The organism is Autumnicola musiva, from assembly GCF_031846585.1.
In the GTDB taxonomy this organism is placed as follows: Bacteria; Bacteroidota; Bacteroidia; order Flavobacteriales; family Flavobacteriaceae; genus Autumnicola; species Autumnicola musiva.
The window spans coordinates 1-15634 of the sequence record NZ_JAVRHK010000009.1 but is presented as its reverse complement, the minus strand read 5'-3'; the positions used below and the strand labels follow the sequence as shown (position 1 = coordinate 15634).

General features: G+C 39.4%; 15 protein-coding genes. 6 read left to right on the top strand and 9 right to left on the bottom strand.

What is annotated here, in order from left to right; all coding sequences use genetic code 11:
• Positions 1-98 precede the first annotated feature (98 nt).
• Together RM539_RS12525 and eutC are read left to right on the top strand one after the other, a co-directional pair.
• Positions 99-1463, top strand: a complete 1365-nt coding sequence (locus RM539_RS12525; protein WP_311503747.1) for an ethanolamine ammonia-lyase subunit EutB — start codon at positions 99-101, stop codon at positions 1461-1463.
• Positions 1463-2215 (top strand): ethanolamine ammonia-lyase subunit EutC, encoded by a 753-nt coding sequence (gene eutC / locus RM539_RS12520; protein ID WP_311503746.1) that lies wholly within the window; start codon positions 1463-1465, stop codon positions 2213-2215. Before RM539_RS12525 ends, eutC begins: the two co-directional genes overlap by 1 nt.
• 12 nt (positions 2216-2227) lie before the next feature.
• Here eutC and RM539_RS12515 read toward each other — a convergent pair whose 3' ends face one another.
• The 7 genes from RM539_RS12515 to dnaK all read right to left on the bottom strand — a co-directional run bounded on the left by RM539_RS12515 (position 2228) and on the right by dnaK (position 9463).
• Entirely contained in the window at positions 2228-2488 is a 261-nt protein-coding gene (locus RM539_RS12515) for a hypothetical protein (RefSeq protein WP_311503745.1), read from the bottom strand.
• A 50-nt stretch (positions 2489-2538) separates the two neighbouring features.
• Positions 2539-2853: a hypothetical protein gene (locus RM539_RS12510; RefSeq protein WP_311503744.1), complete on the bottom strand. Its 315-nt coding sequence runs from the start codon at positions 2851-2853 to the stop codon at positions 2539-2541.
• A 73-nt stretch (positions 2854-2926) separates the two neighbouring features.
• Complete coding sequence (locus RM539_RS12505; RefSeq protein ID WP_311503743.1) at positions 2927-4753, bottom strand: cytochrome-c peroxidase; 1827 nt, start codon at positions 4751-4753, stop codon at positions 2927-2929.
• An 83-nt stretch (positions 4754-4836) separates the two neighbouring features.
• Positions 4837-6399 (bottom strand): PhoX family protein, encoded by a 1563-nt coding sequence (locus RM539_RS12500; RefSeq protein ID WP_311503742.1) that lies wholly within the window; start codon positions 6397-6399, stop codon positions 4837-4839.
• A gap of 145 nt (positions 6400-6544) precedes the next feature.
• Positions 6545-6697, bottom strand: coding sequence for a hypothetical protein (locus tag RM539_RS12495; RefSeq protein WP_311503741.1), 153 nt, complete (start codon positions 6695-6697; stop codon positions 6545-6547).
• Between the two features lie 63 nt (positions 6698-6760).
• Positions 6761-7384, bottom strand: coding sequence for a hypothetical protein (locus RM539_RS12490; RefSeq protein WP_311503740.1), 624 nt, complete (start codon positions 7382-7384; stop codon positions 6761-6763).
• Between the two features lie 141 nt (positions 7385-7525).
• Positions 7526-9463 carry a molecular chaperone DnaK gene (dnaK, locus tag RM539_RS12485; protein ID WP_311503739.1) on the bottom strand — a complete coding sequence of 646 codons (1938 nt, stop codon included), beginning with the start codon at positions 9461-9463 and terminating at the stop codon, positions 7526-7528.
• Between the two features lie 477 nt (positions 9464-9940).
• Between dnaK and RM539_RS12480 the strand changes: the two genes are divergently transcribed.
• The 3 genes from RM539_RS12480 to RM539_RS12470 all read left to right on the top strand — a co-directional run bounded on the left by RM539_RS12480 (position 9941) and on the right by RM539_RS12470 (position 13213).
• Positions 9941-11365 (top strand): L-serine ammonia-lyase, encoded by a 1425-nt coding sequence (locus RM539_RS12480; RefSeq protein ID WP_311503738.1) that lies wholly within the window; start codon positions 9941-9943, stop codon positions 11363-11365.
• A 78-nt stretch (positions 11366-11443) separates the two neighbouring features.
• Entirely contained in the window at positions 11444-12064 is a 621-nt protein-coding gene (locus RM539_RS12475; RefSeq protein WP_311503737.1) for a CPBP family glutamic-type intramembrane protease, read from the top strand.
• 147 nt (positions 12065-12211) lie between these two features.
• Positions 12212-13213, top strand: coding sequence for an alcohol dehydrogenase (locus tag RM539_RS12470; RefSeq protein ID WP_311503736.1), 1002 nt, complete (start codon positions 12212-12214; stop codon positions 13211-13213).
• A 104-nt stretch (positions 13214-13317) separates the two neighbouring features.
• Here RM539_RS12470 and RM539_RS12465 read toward each other — a convergent pair whose 3' ends face one another.
• Together RM539_RS12465 and RM539_RS12460 are read right to left on the bottom strand one after the other, a co-directional pair.
• On the bottom strand, positions 13318-13902 hold the full coding sequence (locus tag RM539_RS12465) for a Cif family virulence factor (RefSeq protein WP_311503735.1): 585 nt from the start codon (positions 13900-13902) through the stop codon (positions 13318-13320).
• Positions 13903-13919: 17 nt separating this feature from the next.
• Positions 13920-14492, bottom strand: coding sequence for a magnetosome magnetite crystal formation protein family (locus RM539_RS12460; protein WP_311503734.1), 573 nt, complete (start codon positions 14490-14492; stop codon positions 13920-13922).
• A 228-nt stretch (positions 14493-14720) separates the two neighbouring features.
• Between RM539_RS12460 and panB the strand changes: the two genes are divergently transcribed.
• Complete coding sequence (gene panB / locus RM539_RS12455; protein WP_311503733.1) at positions 14721-15539, top strand: 3-methyl-2-oxobutanoate hydroxymethyltransferase; 819 nt, start codon at positions 14721-14723, stop codon at positions 15537-15539.
• Positions 15540-15634: the final 95 nt, after the last annotated feature.

Genomic DNA, 15634 nt, shown 5'->3' with positions numbered 1-15634 from the left:
ACAATTGCTTCCATTATCTTAAAAAAATTTAAAAGCTCAGGTATAACTGTCATCTGAACTAAAGTTTTACTACTTTACGATTTCAGCATTCAGACAGTATGAAATATAAATTTTCACTTCGCGGTTTCACTTATCATTTTAATGATCTAAAAACAGTTCTCGCCAAAGCTACACCACAACGCTCTGGTGATGCTCTGGCAGGCCTTGCCGCAGAAGATCATAAAGAACGGATTGCCGCACAGTATTGCCTGAGCGAACTTCCGCTCAAGGTATTCCTGCAAGATCATATAATCCCCTACGATAAAGATGAAGTAACACGCCTTATTATTGATAATCATAATGCTGAAGCCTTTGCCCCTGTTTCTAAATTTACGGTTGGGGAATTCAGGGATTGGCTGCTATCCTACCAGGCTGATTGCCAAGCTCTCCGGCATTTAGCTCCAGGTCTGACCCCAGAAATGGTGGCTGCAGTTTCCAAATTAATGAGAAACCAGGATCTGATTGCGGTGGCTTCAAAAATTGAAATCGTTACAAAATTCAGGAATACTGTGGGGCTTAAAGACAGGTTTTCAGTCAGGCTTCAACCTAATAATCCATCAGACAATCCCAAAGGCATTGCCGCAAGTATTATTGACGGACTCATGTACGGCTGCGGGGACGCAGTAATTGGCATAAACCCGGCAACAGATAATCCCGAAACGGTTCATAAGCTTTTAAAACAGCTGGACGATTTCAGGCAACAATATGAAATCCCTACTCAAAATTGTATTTTAAGCCACCTTTCCACTACCATGGAAATTATAGATAAGGCGCCGGTAGACCTTATCTTCCAATCCATAGGAGGTACCGAAAAAACAAATTCTTCTTTTGGAATTGATCTAAAACTTTTGGAGGAAGCTTATGAGGCTGGAAAAGAACTGGACCGCGGAACCATAGGCACGCAAATGATGTATTTTGAAACCGGCCAGGGCTCTTCGCTTTCGGCCAATGCACATCATGGGGTAGACCAGCAAACCTGTGAGGTTAGAAGTTATGCCGTAGCCAGGAAATTTAACCCTTTCCTGGTAAACACTGTGGTAGGTTTTATTGGCCCGGAATATTTATATGACGGAAAGCAGATTATTCGTGCAGCTTTAGAAGATCATTTTTGTGGAAAGTTGATGGGGCTTCCAATGGGCTGTGACGTTTGCTATACCAATCATGCCGAAGCAGACCAGGAGGATATGGATAATTTATTAACCTTATTGGGTGTTGCCGGATGTAATTATATTATGGGTATTCCGGGTGCCGATGATATTATGCTGAATTACCAATCAACCTCCTTTCATGACGCCATGTACCTGCGAAATGTGTTAAAGAAAAAACCTGCACCGGAATTTGAAGAATGGTTGCAGAAAATGGGAATTATGGATGAAAAAGGACAACGGAAAAAACTAGATCATAAAATTTTAAGCTTAAAATAATGGCGGAGAAACCTTCTAATAAAGATTATCTTCAAAAAGATAACTGGCAGGAACTAAAATCAATTTCCAAAGCCAGAATTGCATTAGGCAATGTTGGTGGTAGTCTTCCCTTAAAAGAAGTTCTAAGCTTTCAGGAAGATCATGCATTTGCCAAGGATACTATTTTTTCTGAATTTAAAACAGATGAATTAGCCGCACAATTTGAAGAATTTAAGCTACCGGTTTATAAATTCAGCAGTAGAGCGGAAAGCAGAGACGAATATTTAAGAAGACCCGATTTGGGGCGGCAGCTTCAGGAGAAAACGGAGAAAAAAAATGCCTACCAAACAGATATTGCCATAATTATAGCCGACGGGCTTTCGGCAAATGCCGTGAACTCGAAAGCCTTGCCTATGCTGAAAAATTTACTGCCGGAACTTACCGGAAAATTCAGCATTAGCCTTTGCCTTGTTAAAAATGCACGTGTGGCCATAGGTGATGAAATTGGGGAGTTGCTTCAGGCAAAATTCACTGCGGTGCTTATTGGGGAACGGCCGGGGCTTTCTTCGCCCAGTAGCATGGGAATTTACACTACCTATAATCCGCATACCGGGCTAACCGACGAACGCCGGAACTGTATTTCCAATATCCATGAAAACGGTCTTTCTGTGGAAGAAGCCTGTAGCATTCTTATAAAACTTATCGACCAGTCTTTTCAGAAAAAAATAAGCGGCGTTACTCTGCGAGGAGCTTTAAAAAGAAATAGAAAATAAAACTTCCACTGATTAAACACAGGCATTTTCATCTTTTTCATAAACTTCTTCCTCTAAAATAGTAATTTTTCCATCTGTAGAAATTCTTAAATGAAAACGATTGGTCTGTACAGGCGTACAGAACATAACCGTTTTTAATAAAATTAATTCATAGCCATCTTCTACTTTTTTTATACCTCCGTTAGAAATCTCGTTCAACTGGAAATAATATTCGTGCCCATAGGCCCACAAAATGGCATCAGACTTTGAGTCTATTTTGCCCAGAAAATCCAAAAGTTTTTCTTTAGTATCAATAATAGTATTTTCTAAGTCTTTTTGATATTTTATGTAATAGTTACAGGAGGAAGGAAGACAACCAAACTTAAACCCATTTTCGGTATTAAGCGCCGTAAAATTTCGGTACAGTCTTCTACATTTCCTGCGCCGATACATAATTCACCAAATTGATAGAGAGTATGCTCATATTCCCCGGAACCTTGTATAAGTTCCAGATAATCCGCTTGAGATGCAGGTGATAAATTATCGTATGGATATTGTTCGGGAATGGCGTGGAAAGAATCATCAACAGAGATTGAATCATCGTTACTACATCCTATAAGTAACAGCAGCAGAATAATTGAAATGAAAAATTTTTTCATCTTGTATGTTTATTACTTAGATGGCTAAAGAGCGAAAAGGTTGCGTATGAAAACTCATGAATTTTATTTCTTACTACAAAATATCTTCTTCTTCTTTAACATTGGAAACCTCTGCATCTGTTAGCGTCTTTAAATAAGCTACAAGAGCCTTTTCTTCCCCTTCCGTAAGACTTAGCTCATCGAAGGGCAGGGTTTGGTGCGGCAGATCAAAACCCAGGCCTGCTCCCCCACCGGAATTGTAAAAATCTATAACCTCCTCTAAAGTGGTATAAACTCCGTTATGCATGTAAGGCGCGGTTAATGCTGAATTCCTAACCGTGGGAGTCTTGAACATACCTTTATGAATATCTGCCCCGTACATCCAGTAAAATCCGGCATCATCATCCAATTTTAAATTTTCGGCAGTTTCAGGAACACCAATCACTTCTCTTTCTGTTTCTGAAAAGAATGGCGGAACGGTACCATTGGTAAGCGGCATAAAATGACAGGTGGCACATAATGCTTTCCCCATAAAAAGATTAAAACCGTGTTTTTCTTCCGCAGTAAGCGTATTTTCTTCACCTCTTATATTTTTGTCAAATTTAGAGTTAAAGCCTTTTAATGTGGAGATATAAGAAGATATTGCCTTTACCAGCTCCCTGTTTGATCCAGGCTTCCTTCCAAATGTCTGCTTGAACATCTTTTTATAACTGCTGTCCTGGAGAATTCTATCAGAAAAGTTATGAACTTCACTATTAAACTCCCTCTCATTAGTAAAAACCTGGTTTATCTGGCTTAGTAAATCCTGAGAACGCCCATCCCAGAAAAAGTTTTGCTGATAGGCTACATTTATAAGGGTGGGGGTATTTCTTTCCAGAGGTTGCTGATTGTTATCCATTGCGGTGCTAAGCCCGTCCTGATAGGTTTTTGCAGGTATATGGCAGGAAGCGCAAGATACATTTCCCCCTTCGGAAAGATTAGGATCAAAGAATAATTTTTCACCTAATTCAACCTGCTCCCGTGTAGGATTTTTATTGACAGATGGTGTGAAGTAACTTAAATTAAAAGAATCAGGTTCAAAAAAAGTAGGTGCCTCAAAATTAAAAGGATAATCTTTTGAATCTTCCCAATATCCGCTTGCATCTCTTATTTCTTTCCAATTTCTACATATATGGTTCAGATAATTACGAATATAATTATAGCGATCAAAATCTTCATTTTTACCTGAATAATTAGTAGCCAGCTGTATGGCTGAATTCAGGTTTTTTATAAACTCCTCATCGAGCTTAGGTTTTTCTTTCTGCATATCATATTGCAGTGTTTTTTCATATACCGATTTTAGACTTTTCAGCGTAAGTGCAGCATCGTTGATTCCCTGCGCACTAACAGGAGTATCAAAATTAGACATGGAAAAACTAATCACCCGCATTAACTGTTGCTGAACTGCGATAAAAAAACGCTGCGATGTTAATTCCCTTTTCTCAATATTATTCTGAAGTACATCGAGCAGACCAATAGTGTATTCTATTTCCTTCTGAAATTCATCTTTTTCCACTCCACCTTCATAGATGCTCTCTTCTATTTTTTGAAGGCCGATTGGCGCAAGCACTTTACCATTATCTTCTCTAAAAACCGGTAAGGCTGGGCCATTTACACGATGACCAACTTCAGGATTTAAATAGGAAGCATAAGGCTCGGCAACTTTAAAATTATTCCTTACTTCAGCAAATAAGGTTTTATTTCCTTTGTCTTTCGGATCTTTGGATTGTAATTGCCTAAGGCCTTCCTTTGACCTTTTAAGATGTTCCAGGTAATACCTCCTGGTTTCATCCCAGTTAATAACGTATTCTTCAGTAGCCGACTGGTTGCAGGAACAAAAATTTAATACAGAAATTATTGCTAGTAGTTTTAGTAAACGCATAGAGAAAGGAATTAAAATCAAAAAATAGGGAGGCTTCCGCATAAACGGAAGCCTTGGATAGATAGAGTTTAATAATGCTGAGGTTATCTTGGAAGTCCCTGTAAAAGAACGATCTGAGATCCCTGGTCATCTTCGTAATCTGAATTGAAATGTCCATCAATTCCCTGGAAAAAAGGATCCTCCCAGTAATGAGGCTGCACTGCCAGAAGGAAAGTTCCGGGTTCACCAACTTTATCAGACACATCGATTAAAGATCCAAATTCTCCTGAAAAACGGGTACCCGGATTTTTGGCCAGAGTCTGATCTACAATGATTCGCAATAAAACGCTAATATTATTACCTTCTAAATCACTCTGATAGATATAGGAATTATGCCCGCGACTAAAGGAATTGGGATCTTCCTGAATGTAAACAAAGTTTTCAGTTACACAGATATTATCGGGGCTCTGAAGTTCAGCAAGATTTCCATCCATATTATTGGTATCTGTATTACCGCTAATAATTTGAGTAAGTTTTCCCTGTGTTGGATCATTTTCATTTAAAACCAATTTGTAAACTGTTCCCCAATCATTATAAGTTCCGGCACCGGGACCACGACCTGTCACGTTGAAATATACATTTCTGGCAGCAGCATCAGAACCTTTTCCGTAGTCAACATCTTCCACTCTCATAAATTGAGAAGCGTTTACATTGATACATGCATTCTCCATTTCAGCGTTAGTGAGGGATGCACCATTTGGAATTTCTACAAATTCTACTTCATATTCGGTTTGGAAATCAAGATCACCTTCATTATAAGTCATATCATCAGCTACCTCCATTTTTCCACCGGCACCATCAGCAATTTCTTTAAAACGAAGCACTAATATTTTACCGCCTTCAAGATCTGCATCACCATTTTCAGAAAGGTACATGCTTACCTGGCCTTCAGATCCACTGGAATCATCATCACCGCCAATAATTACTGTTTTACCACTGAATGCTCCCTGCGGAAGCGGCACCGCATTTTCCCATGAAAATTCCCCCAGGGCGTCAAGACCAAAATCTGCAGTAGGAGTTGGAGTAGCTACATAAGGATCTATACCTTTAACATCATAATTAATACTTTCAGAAGCTGAAAGAAACATGTCTTTAGAGCCTCCATGTATGGATGCTTCCCACATTGTACCGGAACACTGCCTGGCATAATCTGCCACCCCGGAATTTAAAAGATAGTCCCCTTTATAAGGAATAAGGTTTTTATCTAAATAAACCCTGGATACTGCATAATGATCTTCGTTATTTACTACATAGATATATCCGTCGCTATCCGGATCCTTTAGCAATCCAGCCCCATCAGCAGATCCTGCAAGATTATATCCGTCAATATCATCTGTAGTGCTCAAAAGGGAGTAAGCTTTAACCTGTCCAAAAGAAGGATTTATAAGCACTAGCGGTTCCAGGGCAGATTTGTTTGCGAACATGGTTGGTTCCGGAGTAAAGTCTTCCCCGTCTTCTCCATCTTCCCCGGCCACGCCGTCATTACCATCAACTCCGTCTACGCCATCGCGGCCATCAACTCCGTCTTCCACTTCACAGGAAGTAAAAAAGTTTAATACTACTGAAATAAGAAAAATTCTTAAAGTAAAATTTCGCAAGGTTTTCATCTGATATAATTTATTGATTTTTAGTTTCAACAAATCTACCTGCGAAAATGTCTAATGTTGTTAAGTAAAATTAGTGCTTAGTTTAACTAATTTTCAATTTGAAGTTACTCAAGTTAACTTAAGGTTAGTGTTTAGATTCAATTTACTATTCCGGATGTCTGTTTATATCCCCGGAGTTAATAGTATGGTAAATAGATTTTAGAAAAAAAGGTTTAAAATTATCTCCATTCTGTTTCTGTACATCTATATAAAATCCATCGCCCATACTTCTCCATCTAAATATTAAACACTTCTTCATGTGATAGCCTTTTTTATCTTAAAGGGCCTCAATGTTTGCGCCTGAAGAATTAAAGTCACTTTTTTATATACAGGAATTTTCGTCTTTGGACTGCACTTCTTCTGCAAGAACAGTAATCTCCCCGTCTGTAGAAATTTTTAAATGAAAACGATTTGTTTGCACAGGTGAACAGTAAGAAACAGTTTTTAGTAAAATCAGTTCATAACCCCCCGTCACCTTCTTTATGGCTCCGTCTTCTATATTGTTAATTGGAAAATAATAGTCGTGAGCAAATGCCCAAAGAATAGCATCAGATTTGGCATCAATAGCTCCCAGAAAATTTAAAAGTTCTTCTTTGCTATCTACCACAAAACTTTCTGCATCTTTATTATAGCGGATATAGTAGTTACATTCCGTTGGCAAGCAACCGTAGGTAAATCCATTTTCTGAAGTTAAATCTGAAAAAGACGAAATACATTCTTCAGTATTTTCAGCGCCCGCACATAATTCCCCATAAGAAAAAACCTTTTCTTCATATTCTTCCGGACCTTGCATCAGCTCAAAATAGTCTATCTCCTCCTTAAGCGACAATTCATCATAAGGATATTGTGTAGAAATTGGTTCATAGGAACCATCTGCATTTACGTCATCATCTTCACATCCGGCAAACAACAAAGATGAAATAATAACAAACAGGAATTTTTTCATAATGATGTTTCTACTAAAGATATGCATAAAATCAATACATGATAAAACAAAAAAGCGCAATCAATCCCGATGATTATCGGATGATTGCGCTTTTTGCTTTTTTAAATTCCTCTCCTTTTAGGGGAGGATTTAGAAAGGATCTTATTTCACTTCTTCGAAGTCAACGTCTTCAACGTCGTCTCCACCTTTACCTTTAGACTCACCGCCTCCGGCTTGTCCACCCTGGGCGCCGGTTGCGCCTTGTTGAGGTCCTCCGGCTTCTCCGCCCTGAGCTTCGGCTTGTGCTTTGTACATTTCTTCAGAAGCTGTTTTCCACGCTTCATTCAATTTATCCAAAGCAGGAGAGATTTGTTCAAGCTCTTTAGTTTCATACGCTGTCTTAAGCTCTGCAAGTGCATCTTCAACAGGCTTTTTCTTATCTTCAGAAATCTTATCACCAAATTCTTTCAGTTGCTTTTCAGTCTGGAAGATCATAGCATCGGCTTCATTCAGCTTATCAACTTTCTCTTTCGCTTTCTTATCGGTTTCAGCATTAGCTTCGGCCTCTTTCTTCATTTTCTCGATTTCCTCTTCAGTCAATCCTGAAGAAGCCTCGATACGAATATCCTGAGATTTACCAGTAGCCTTATCTGTTGCGCTTACTTTAATGATTCCGTTGGCATCAATATCAAAGGTCACTTCAATTTGAGGAGTTCCCCTTGGCGCTGGTGGGATTCCGTCTAAGTGGAACCTGCCAATTGTTTTATTGTCTGCCGCCATTGGACGTTCCCCTTGCAACACATGAATTTCTACAGAAGGCTGATTATCGGCCGCGGTAGAGAATGTTTGTGACTTTTTAGATGGGATAGTAGTATTCGCTTCAATTAATTTAGTGTTTACTCCTCCCATGGTTTCAATACCTAAAGAAAGCGGAGTAACATCAAGAAGCAATACATCTTTCACATCTCCTGTAAGTACACCACCCTGGATAGCAGCACCAATCGCCACAACCTCATCTGGGTTTACTCCTTTAGAAGGCTTTTTACCAAAGAATGCCTCTACTTCTTCCTGAATTTTAGGAATACGGGTAGAACCACCAACAAGAATCACCTCATCAATATCGCTCTTGGAAAGTCCTGCATCATTAAGTGCTTTCTTCACCGGCTCCATGGAACGGGTTACCAATTCTGAAGCTAATTGTTCGAACTTAGAACGGCTGATTGTTTCCACAAGGTGTTTTGGGCCACTTGAAGTTGCGGTAACGTAAGGCAAATTAATTTCAGTCTGAGAAGAAGACGACAACTCAATTTTTGCCTTTTCAGCAGCTTCTTTTAAACGCTGTAGCGCCATTGGATCTTTTCTCAAATCTATATCTTCTGCTTTCTGAAAAGAATCGGCAAGATAATCTATTAGAACCTCATCAAAATCATCACCACCAAGGTGGGTATCACCATTTGTAGAAAGTACTTCAAAAACGCCATCTCCTAATTCAAGAATAGAGATATCAAATGTACCACCACCAAGGTCATAAACTGCAATTTTCTGGTCCTGGGATTTTTTATCCAGCCCATAAGCCAATGCTGCCGCAGTTGGTTCGTTAATAATTCGGCTTACTTTAAGGCCTGCGATCTCACCGGCTTCTTTTGTAGCCTGTCGCTGAGAATCATTAAAATATGCCGGCACGGTAATTACCGCTTCGGTTACATCCTGTCCCAGATAATCTTCTGCGGTTTTCTTCATTTTTTGAAGCACCATTGCAGAAAGCTCCTGTGGAGTATATTTTCTTCCGTCTACATCTACACGCGGAGTATCATTATCTCCCTTTACTACTTTGTAAGGAACACGATCTGCCTCTTTAGAAGATTCAGAATATTTGTTCCCCATAAAACGTTTAATAGACGATATAGTTTTTTGGGGGTTGGTTACCGCCTGACGCTTTGCAGGGTCTCCAACTTTTATTTCGCCTCCTTCAACAAATGCTATTACAGAAGGCGTAGTTCTTTTTCCTTCGGCATTAGGTATAACCGTAGGTTCGTTACCTTCCATTACGGCAACGCAAGAGTTGGTAGTACCTAAGTCAATTCCAATTATCTTACTCATAACTTTATACGTTGATTTTATATGTTATTGTTTCAATTTCTCGATCAGTTAAAGTCAATCTTTATGCCAGCGAAAAAGTTATGACAGGTTGTCACATTCATTCTTAATATGGCATTCCTTTCCATTCCATTAAGGGGCCGGGCTATCTGCTGTATCCGCGAAGAAAATTTCGCGGGATGCCGCTCCTATCCTAATGCAGGTTTCTTTGAGGTTTGGAGTATAGAGTTGAAGAGTTCATAGCAATATTCCCTAACTTCCAGTAGAACCAAAGCTCCCAGCCTTTTTTAAGGGTGGGGGTTAAATTCATCAAAAACAGAATGAATTTTGAACCTTTACAAAAGACTATAAACCATGAACAACGAATAGTTGATACAAGGTCCAAAACTTAAATCTTAATACACATATAGATTTAGACCATCGCTTTTTATTTCACCGTCTGTAACCTAATCTCTACCTTTGCATGTTAAAACCACACACATGGAATGTATTAGCGTATTTGATATGCTGAAAGTTGGCGTAGGGCCTTCCAGCTCCCATACTCTGGGTCCCTGGCGAGCTGCGCAGCGCTGGATTAAAGAGCTTAAAGAAAAACAACAATTTCGGGAAGTGGAACATATTCATATTGATCTGTATGGTTCACTTTCTTTAACAGGGAAAGGCCATGCTACAGATATTGCCACTATTCTGGGCCTGTGCGGGCATGATCCCGTAACTATGGATATAGGTATTATTGAACAGGAAATTGAGAGTATCAGGAACAGGAATATCCTTCCGCTTAACGGTGAAAAAGAAATTGATTTCAACATCCGGGAAGATGTGCAATTCAACCGAAAGTTTCTGGAATTTCATCCTAACGGCATGACCTTCAGGGCCACGCTTAAAAATGATAAAAAAATCTCCTCTTCCTTCTATTCCATAGGCGGCGGATTTGTGGTAAAAAAAGAGCGCAAAAATGCCAAAAAGAAGAAAGCTGAATTTGATGAATTTCCTTTCCCAATAGAAAAAGGAAAGGAACTTCTGGCCTATTGCCATTCTGAAAATAAAAGCATTTCTGAAATCGTACTGGAGAACGAAAAATCCATGCGCAGTGAAGATGAAATAAATACTGGTTTAAGGCAGGTTTGGGATGTGATGCTAGAATCCATGTATATTGGATGCCACACCGAAGGTACACTCCCCGGTGGCCTCAATGTAAAACGCCGTGCCTTTGAGATGCACCAGCGGCTTATGGGAGACAGCAAATATAATAATCAGGAAGATTGGATTACCGCCATTAGAAACACCGAAGTGAAATTCCGCCAAATCCTGAAATGGGTTAGCTGCTTTGCATTAAGTGTAAATGAAGTTAATGCTTCCCTAGGCCGGGTGGTAACTGCGCCAACAAATGGCAGCGCAGGAACCGTACCTGCCGTGATGATGTATTATATAGTTATTGAAAATCATAATGCCACTTTTGAAGATCTAAAGCGCTTTATGCTGGTGGCGGGAGAAATTGGAAGTCTGTTTAAAAAAGGAGCAACAATTTCTGCAGCTATGGGTGGTTGCCAGGCCGAAATTGGCGTTTCTTCAGCCATGGCCGCGGGAGGACTTTGCGAACTTCTTGGCGGAACGCCGGAACAGGTTCTAATGGCCAGTGAAATTGCCATGGAGCACCACCTTGGATTAACCTGTGATCCAATTGCCGGACTTGTGCAGGTGCCATGTATAGAACGAAATGCCATGGGAGCAATAAAGGCTATTAACGCTGCCGAAATTGCCCTTGAAAGTGATGCGACTAAAGCAAAAGTTTCCTTAGATAAAGTGATTGAAACCATGTGGGACACCGCCAAAGATATGAACTCCAAATACAAGGAGACTTCGGAAGGCGGCCTGGCAGTCAAGGTTAATCTAAGCGATTGTTAAACCTGAAGTTAAATTAAATTACCGGCCCTGGAAACTTCAGCAAATAAAGTAAAGAACCTAATTCGCAACTATGTTTTCATGGTGGCCTGTTATTTCGGGTTTTTCTCAATAATGGGAATCCTGGACAGTATTTTTCCGGGAATAGATTTAGACGAATATCAGCAAACAGAACTTTTCCAGATGCTGGAGGAAAGTCCGCTCAGGTTCGCCATCATGGCATTAATTGTTGCGCCGGTAATGGAAGAAGGAATTTTCAGAAGCCTTATAAAACCGTCTGCCACAGATATTTTTTTCTTTATTTGTACCTGGCTTACCATCTTTGGAGCTTTCTTGATTCCCGAAGGTGTCCACTGGATGGTTAGCTTTGCAGTTTTACTGGTTTCAGCAGTACTTATATTTTTATTTCTGAAGGAATTCACTCCTCAAAATTTAATTTCAGGTTTACAGAAAATCCTTACCCGATATTATAAACCATTATGGCTGCTCTTCGCATTTCTCTTCGGCCTGGTTCATATTTATAATTACGTGGAAGTTTTTCAAATTAATATTGCCCTGTTCCTACTGATTTTCCCCAGGATAATCGCGGGATATTTCTTCGGAAAAATAAAGATCGAAAACAACGGCCTTATCTGGCCAATTTTGATGCATACAATGAATAACAGTATTATTATATTTTTCCTTATTCCAAAACTTCAGTAAAATTCAGGAAGCTAGTCACGTCCCAGATTATGAATTAGAAAATAATTTTAGATTTTCGCTTTCAGCTCGTATAGTAGTGATTTAACAAAGGATTAAGCAGCTAAACCTCTCTTTTTTGTAACTTCAGAAACCAAAAAAATAAAAGTTATGAAAGCTGTACAAGTAAAAGAAAAAGGTGGCGATTTTGTTGTTGTAGATGTCGAAAAACCTTCTCCAAAAGAAAATGAAATTTTAATAAAGGTGGAAGCCTGCGGAATATGCCATAGCGATGCTATTGTAAAAGAAGGTGTATTTCCCATTGATTATCCCCGGGTACCAGGTCATGAAGTTGTAGGAATTGTAGAGGAAGTTGGAGAACGGGTAACCAAATGGGAAAAAGGCCAGCGTGTGGGCGTAGGCTGGCATGGCGGCCATTGCTTTACCTGCAAACCCTGCCGCCGAGGAGATTTCATAAATTGTGAAAATGCTAAAATAAGCGGTATTTCTTATGATGGAGGTTACGCCGAATATATGACGGCCCCACATGAAGCCGTGGCAAGCGTCCCTGATGAATTATCCTCAGCAGATGCCGCACCGTTACTCTGTGCGGGAATCACCGTTTTTAATGCTATAAGAAATGCCGGCGTTACCGCTGGAGATACGGTAGCTGTTCAGGGAATTGGCGGATTAGGACACCTTGCCGTTCAATATGCTGCAAAAATGGGCATGCGCACGGTAGCAATTTCTACCAGCGATGATAAAAAAGAGCTTTCGAAAGAATTGGGTGCGCATCACTTTATAAATGCGGGAGAAAAAGATGCCGCAGAAGAACTGCAGAAGCTGGGTGGCGCCGATCTAATTCTGGCCACCGCGCCTAGCAGTAAGGCAATAAGTTCTGTTATAGACGGTATTGGGGTAAATGGAAAAATTGTTATGGTGGCCGCAACAGGAGAGCCTGTTGAAGTTTCTCCAATGCAACTGCTTATGGGAAGAAAAACCGCAGCCGGCTGGGCAAGCGGTACTGCAATGGATTCTGAAGACACGCTTAATTTTAGTGCTTTGAGCGGAACCACTCCTATGATAGAAGAATTCCCGCTTGATAAAGTAAATGAAGCTTACGGCAAAATGATAAATAATAAAGCAAGGTTCAGAGTGGTATTAAGGCCATAAATATTGAATACTTTTTTGAAAAAGGCCTGAAAAGATGTTGCGTTGGCGAAGTCTAAATTTGCTTCGATTAACTCCTCGCAAAGATGACTTCAGGCCTTTTTTTATTATTGATTATCGAAATCGGGAGCTTTATCCAGAACTTGTTTTGTTTCTCCTCCAGATCGTTCCCGGGCTTCAAATTCTTCACAACCTTCAGATCTGCGGGTATCTATCAGATAAAGGATTTTCCACTCCTCTCCCACTTTCACCAGCTGGAAAGAATTCACCCCGCAATGTTTTAATTCCTCATTTATATACATTGAATACGGAGTAAGGACACTGGCCAGTTCACCTGAAGCATGTACAGCAAATGAATGTAAACGCTCTTCAAATTTTGCAGATTCAGGGATAGAGGTCATTGATTTTAGAAACTCGGAATAAGATGCTGTGGTTACCGTATTATTTCCTGCAGTATCTACAGCTACAGAACGCATCACAACATCGCGATGGGCAAATTCTCTCATTGCAGCAGTGTCTTTTTTGTGAAACGCCACAAAGAAATCTTCAACTAATTTAACAGCGGCATCCCTGGCTGCTGCCTTTTCATTTTCTTCAATTTCAAATTCAGCAGAAGTATTTTTATCCCCGGGTTCCTGGGCAAGACAAATTCCGAAGAAGAACAACGCGAGAATAGTGAGATTAGGTTTCATAGTATGAAAATATTAGATTAATTTAAAAATTTAATAGCTGGTTTATATTGTATTCTTACAATTCTATTTATGAACAATGTATTTCTAATGATCAGGTACAGGTTGTACAAATATAAACCAGCGAGAATTATGAAAAACATTGACATTGAAATGATCCCAATATGCAAAATTGCATTTAACATAAAAAGAAGGTAAAAGCTGAATAATGAAATTGTCCATGTTATTTGAAAATTAAGAATTGATTTACCAACGGAATCTACATATTTGGTTTTATCCTTTTTTAAAATCCATATTGCCAACGGAATTACTATACCTAAAATTGGAAAAGCCAGAAAACCTAACTGAGATAAATTCAGCATCTTTACTACATTTTTATCTTCCTGAATCTGCCAGTCGATTAAATCATCAGGAGTTACCTGTAATGCTATAGAAAGTTTCCTTAAACTATCTCCTCTTGGAACAGATTCTCCATTTTCAATCCGTTGAATTGTCCTCAAACTTAATCCTGCTTTAACAGCCAGCTCCTCTTGAGACAAATTTTGTCTTACTTTTAAGTCTTTTACTCTTTTGTGTAATTTTGATCTTTCCACTTTATTTAGCTATAAATTATTGAGTAAAAATACGGAGTCTCTTTATTCGTGATAACGCCAAGTTTACGACGTTTCTATGACAATTTTGTCATAATCGGTAAAACTCTTGTTATTTCCAGTCGAAAAAACTGAAAGAATCGGATTCAAATCATGATCAGGTACTTTCATGATTTCATTTTGAACGTGGTTAACTAATTTACTACTTTTACTCCAACAAAAAAGAATCTAATGTCTGTTGCTAAGAAAGAGTATAAAAGAATTACGGTAAAATCTCTTGTAGATATGAAGAAACATGGTGAAAAAATTGCCATGCTTACCGCTTACGATTTTACCATGGCCAAAATTGTGGATGGTGCAGGGGTAGATGTCATCCTGGTTGGCGATTCTGCCAGTAACGTAATGGCCGGGCATGAAACTACCCTGCCTATTACGCTGGACCATATGATTTATCATGCTTCCAGTGTTATTCGCGCTATAAACAGGTCTCTCGTAGTAGTGGATTTACCATTTGGAAGTTACCAAAGCGACCCGAAAGAAGCCTTGCGTTCTGCAATTAGGATAATGAAAGAAAGTGGCGCACATGCCGTTAAACTGGAAGGTGGAAAAGAAGTTAAAGATTCCATTAAAAGGATTCTACATGCCGGGATTCCCGTTATGGGACATCTGGGATTAACCCCGCAATCTATTTATAAATTCGGAACTTATACCGTTCGCGCAAAGGAAGAACAGGAGGCCGAAAAGTTAAAATCTGATGCTTTACTCCTGGAAAAAATGGGGTGTTTTGCGGTGGTTTTGGAAAAAGTTCCTGCTAAACTGGCAAAAGAAGTAGCAGAAAGCCTTACCATTCCGGTTATAGGGATTGGTGCGGGAAACGGAGTGGACGGACAGGTTCTTGTAGTACATGATATGCTTGGAATGACGCACGAATTTAATCCGCGGTTTTTAAGAAGGTATGCAGATCTACATTCACAAATGACGGATGCTTTTGAGAGTTATACCAGGGATGTAAAAAACCGTGATTTCCCATCAGACGAGGAACAATACTAAATGAAGTTAGAAGTTAGAAGTTAGAAGTTAGAAATTAGAAGTTAGAAGTTAGAAGTTAGAAGTTAGAAGTTAGAAGTTAGAAGTTAGAAGTTAGA

Coding starts and splice junctions, on each gene's coding strand:
- RM539_RS12525 (WP_311503747.1), top strand. CDS start 99: ATGAAATATAAATTTTCACTTCGCGGTTTCACTTATCATTTTAATGAT.
- eutC (WP_311503746.1), top strand. CDS start 1,463: ATGGCGGAGAAACCTTCTAATAAAGATTATCTTCAAAAAGATAACTGG.
- RM539_RS12510 (WP_311503744.1), bottom strand. CDS start 2,853: ATGAAAAAATTTTTCATTTCAATTATTCTGCTGCTGTTACTTATAGGA.
- RM539_RS12505 (WP_311503743.1), bottom strand. CDS start 4,753: ATGCGTTTACTAAAACTACTAGCAATAATTTCTGTATTAAATTTTTGT.
- RM539_RS12500 (WP_311503742.1), bottom strand. CDS start 6,399: ATGAAAACCTTGCGAAATTTTACTTTAAGAATTTTTCTTATTTCAGTA.
- RM539_RS12495 (WP_311503741.1), bottom strand. CDS start 6,697: ATGAAGAAGTGTTTAATATTTAGATGGAGAAGTATGGGCGATGGATTT.
- RM539_RS12490 (WP_311503740.1), bottom strand. CDS start 7,384: ATGAAAAAATTCCTGTTTGTTATTATTTCATCTTTGTTGTTTGCCGGA.
- dnaK (WP_311503739.1), bottom strand. CDS start 9,463: ATGAGTAAGATAATTGGAATTGACTTAGGTACTACCAACTCTTGCGTT.
- RM539_RS12480 (WP_311503738.1), top strand. CDS start 9,941: ATGGAATGTATTAGCGTATTTGATATGCTGAAAGTTGGCGTAGGGCCT.
- RM539_RS12475 (WP_311503737.1), top strand. CDS start 11,444: ATGGTGGCCTGTTATTTCGGGTTTTTCTCAATAATGGGAATCCTGGAC.
- RM539_RS12470 (WP_311503736.1), top strand. CDS start 12,212: ATGAAAGCTGTACAAGTAAAAGAAAAAGGTGGCGATTTTGTTGTTGTA.
- RM539_RS12465 (WP_311503735.1), bottom strand. CDS start 13,902: ATGAAACCTAATCTCACTATTCTCGCGTTGTTCTTCTTCGGAATTTGT.
- panB (WP_311503733.1), top strand. CDS start 14,721: ATGTCTGTTGCTAAGAAAGAGTATAAAAGAATTACGGTAAAATCTCTT.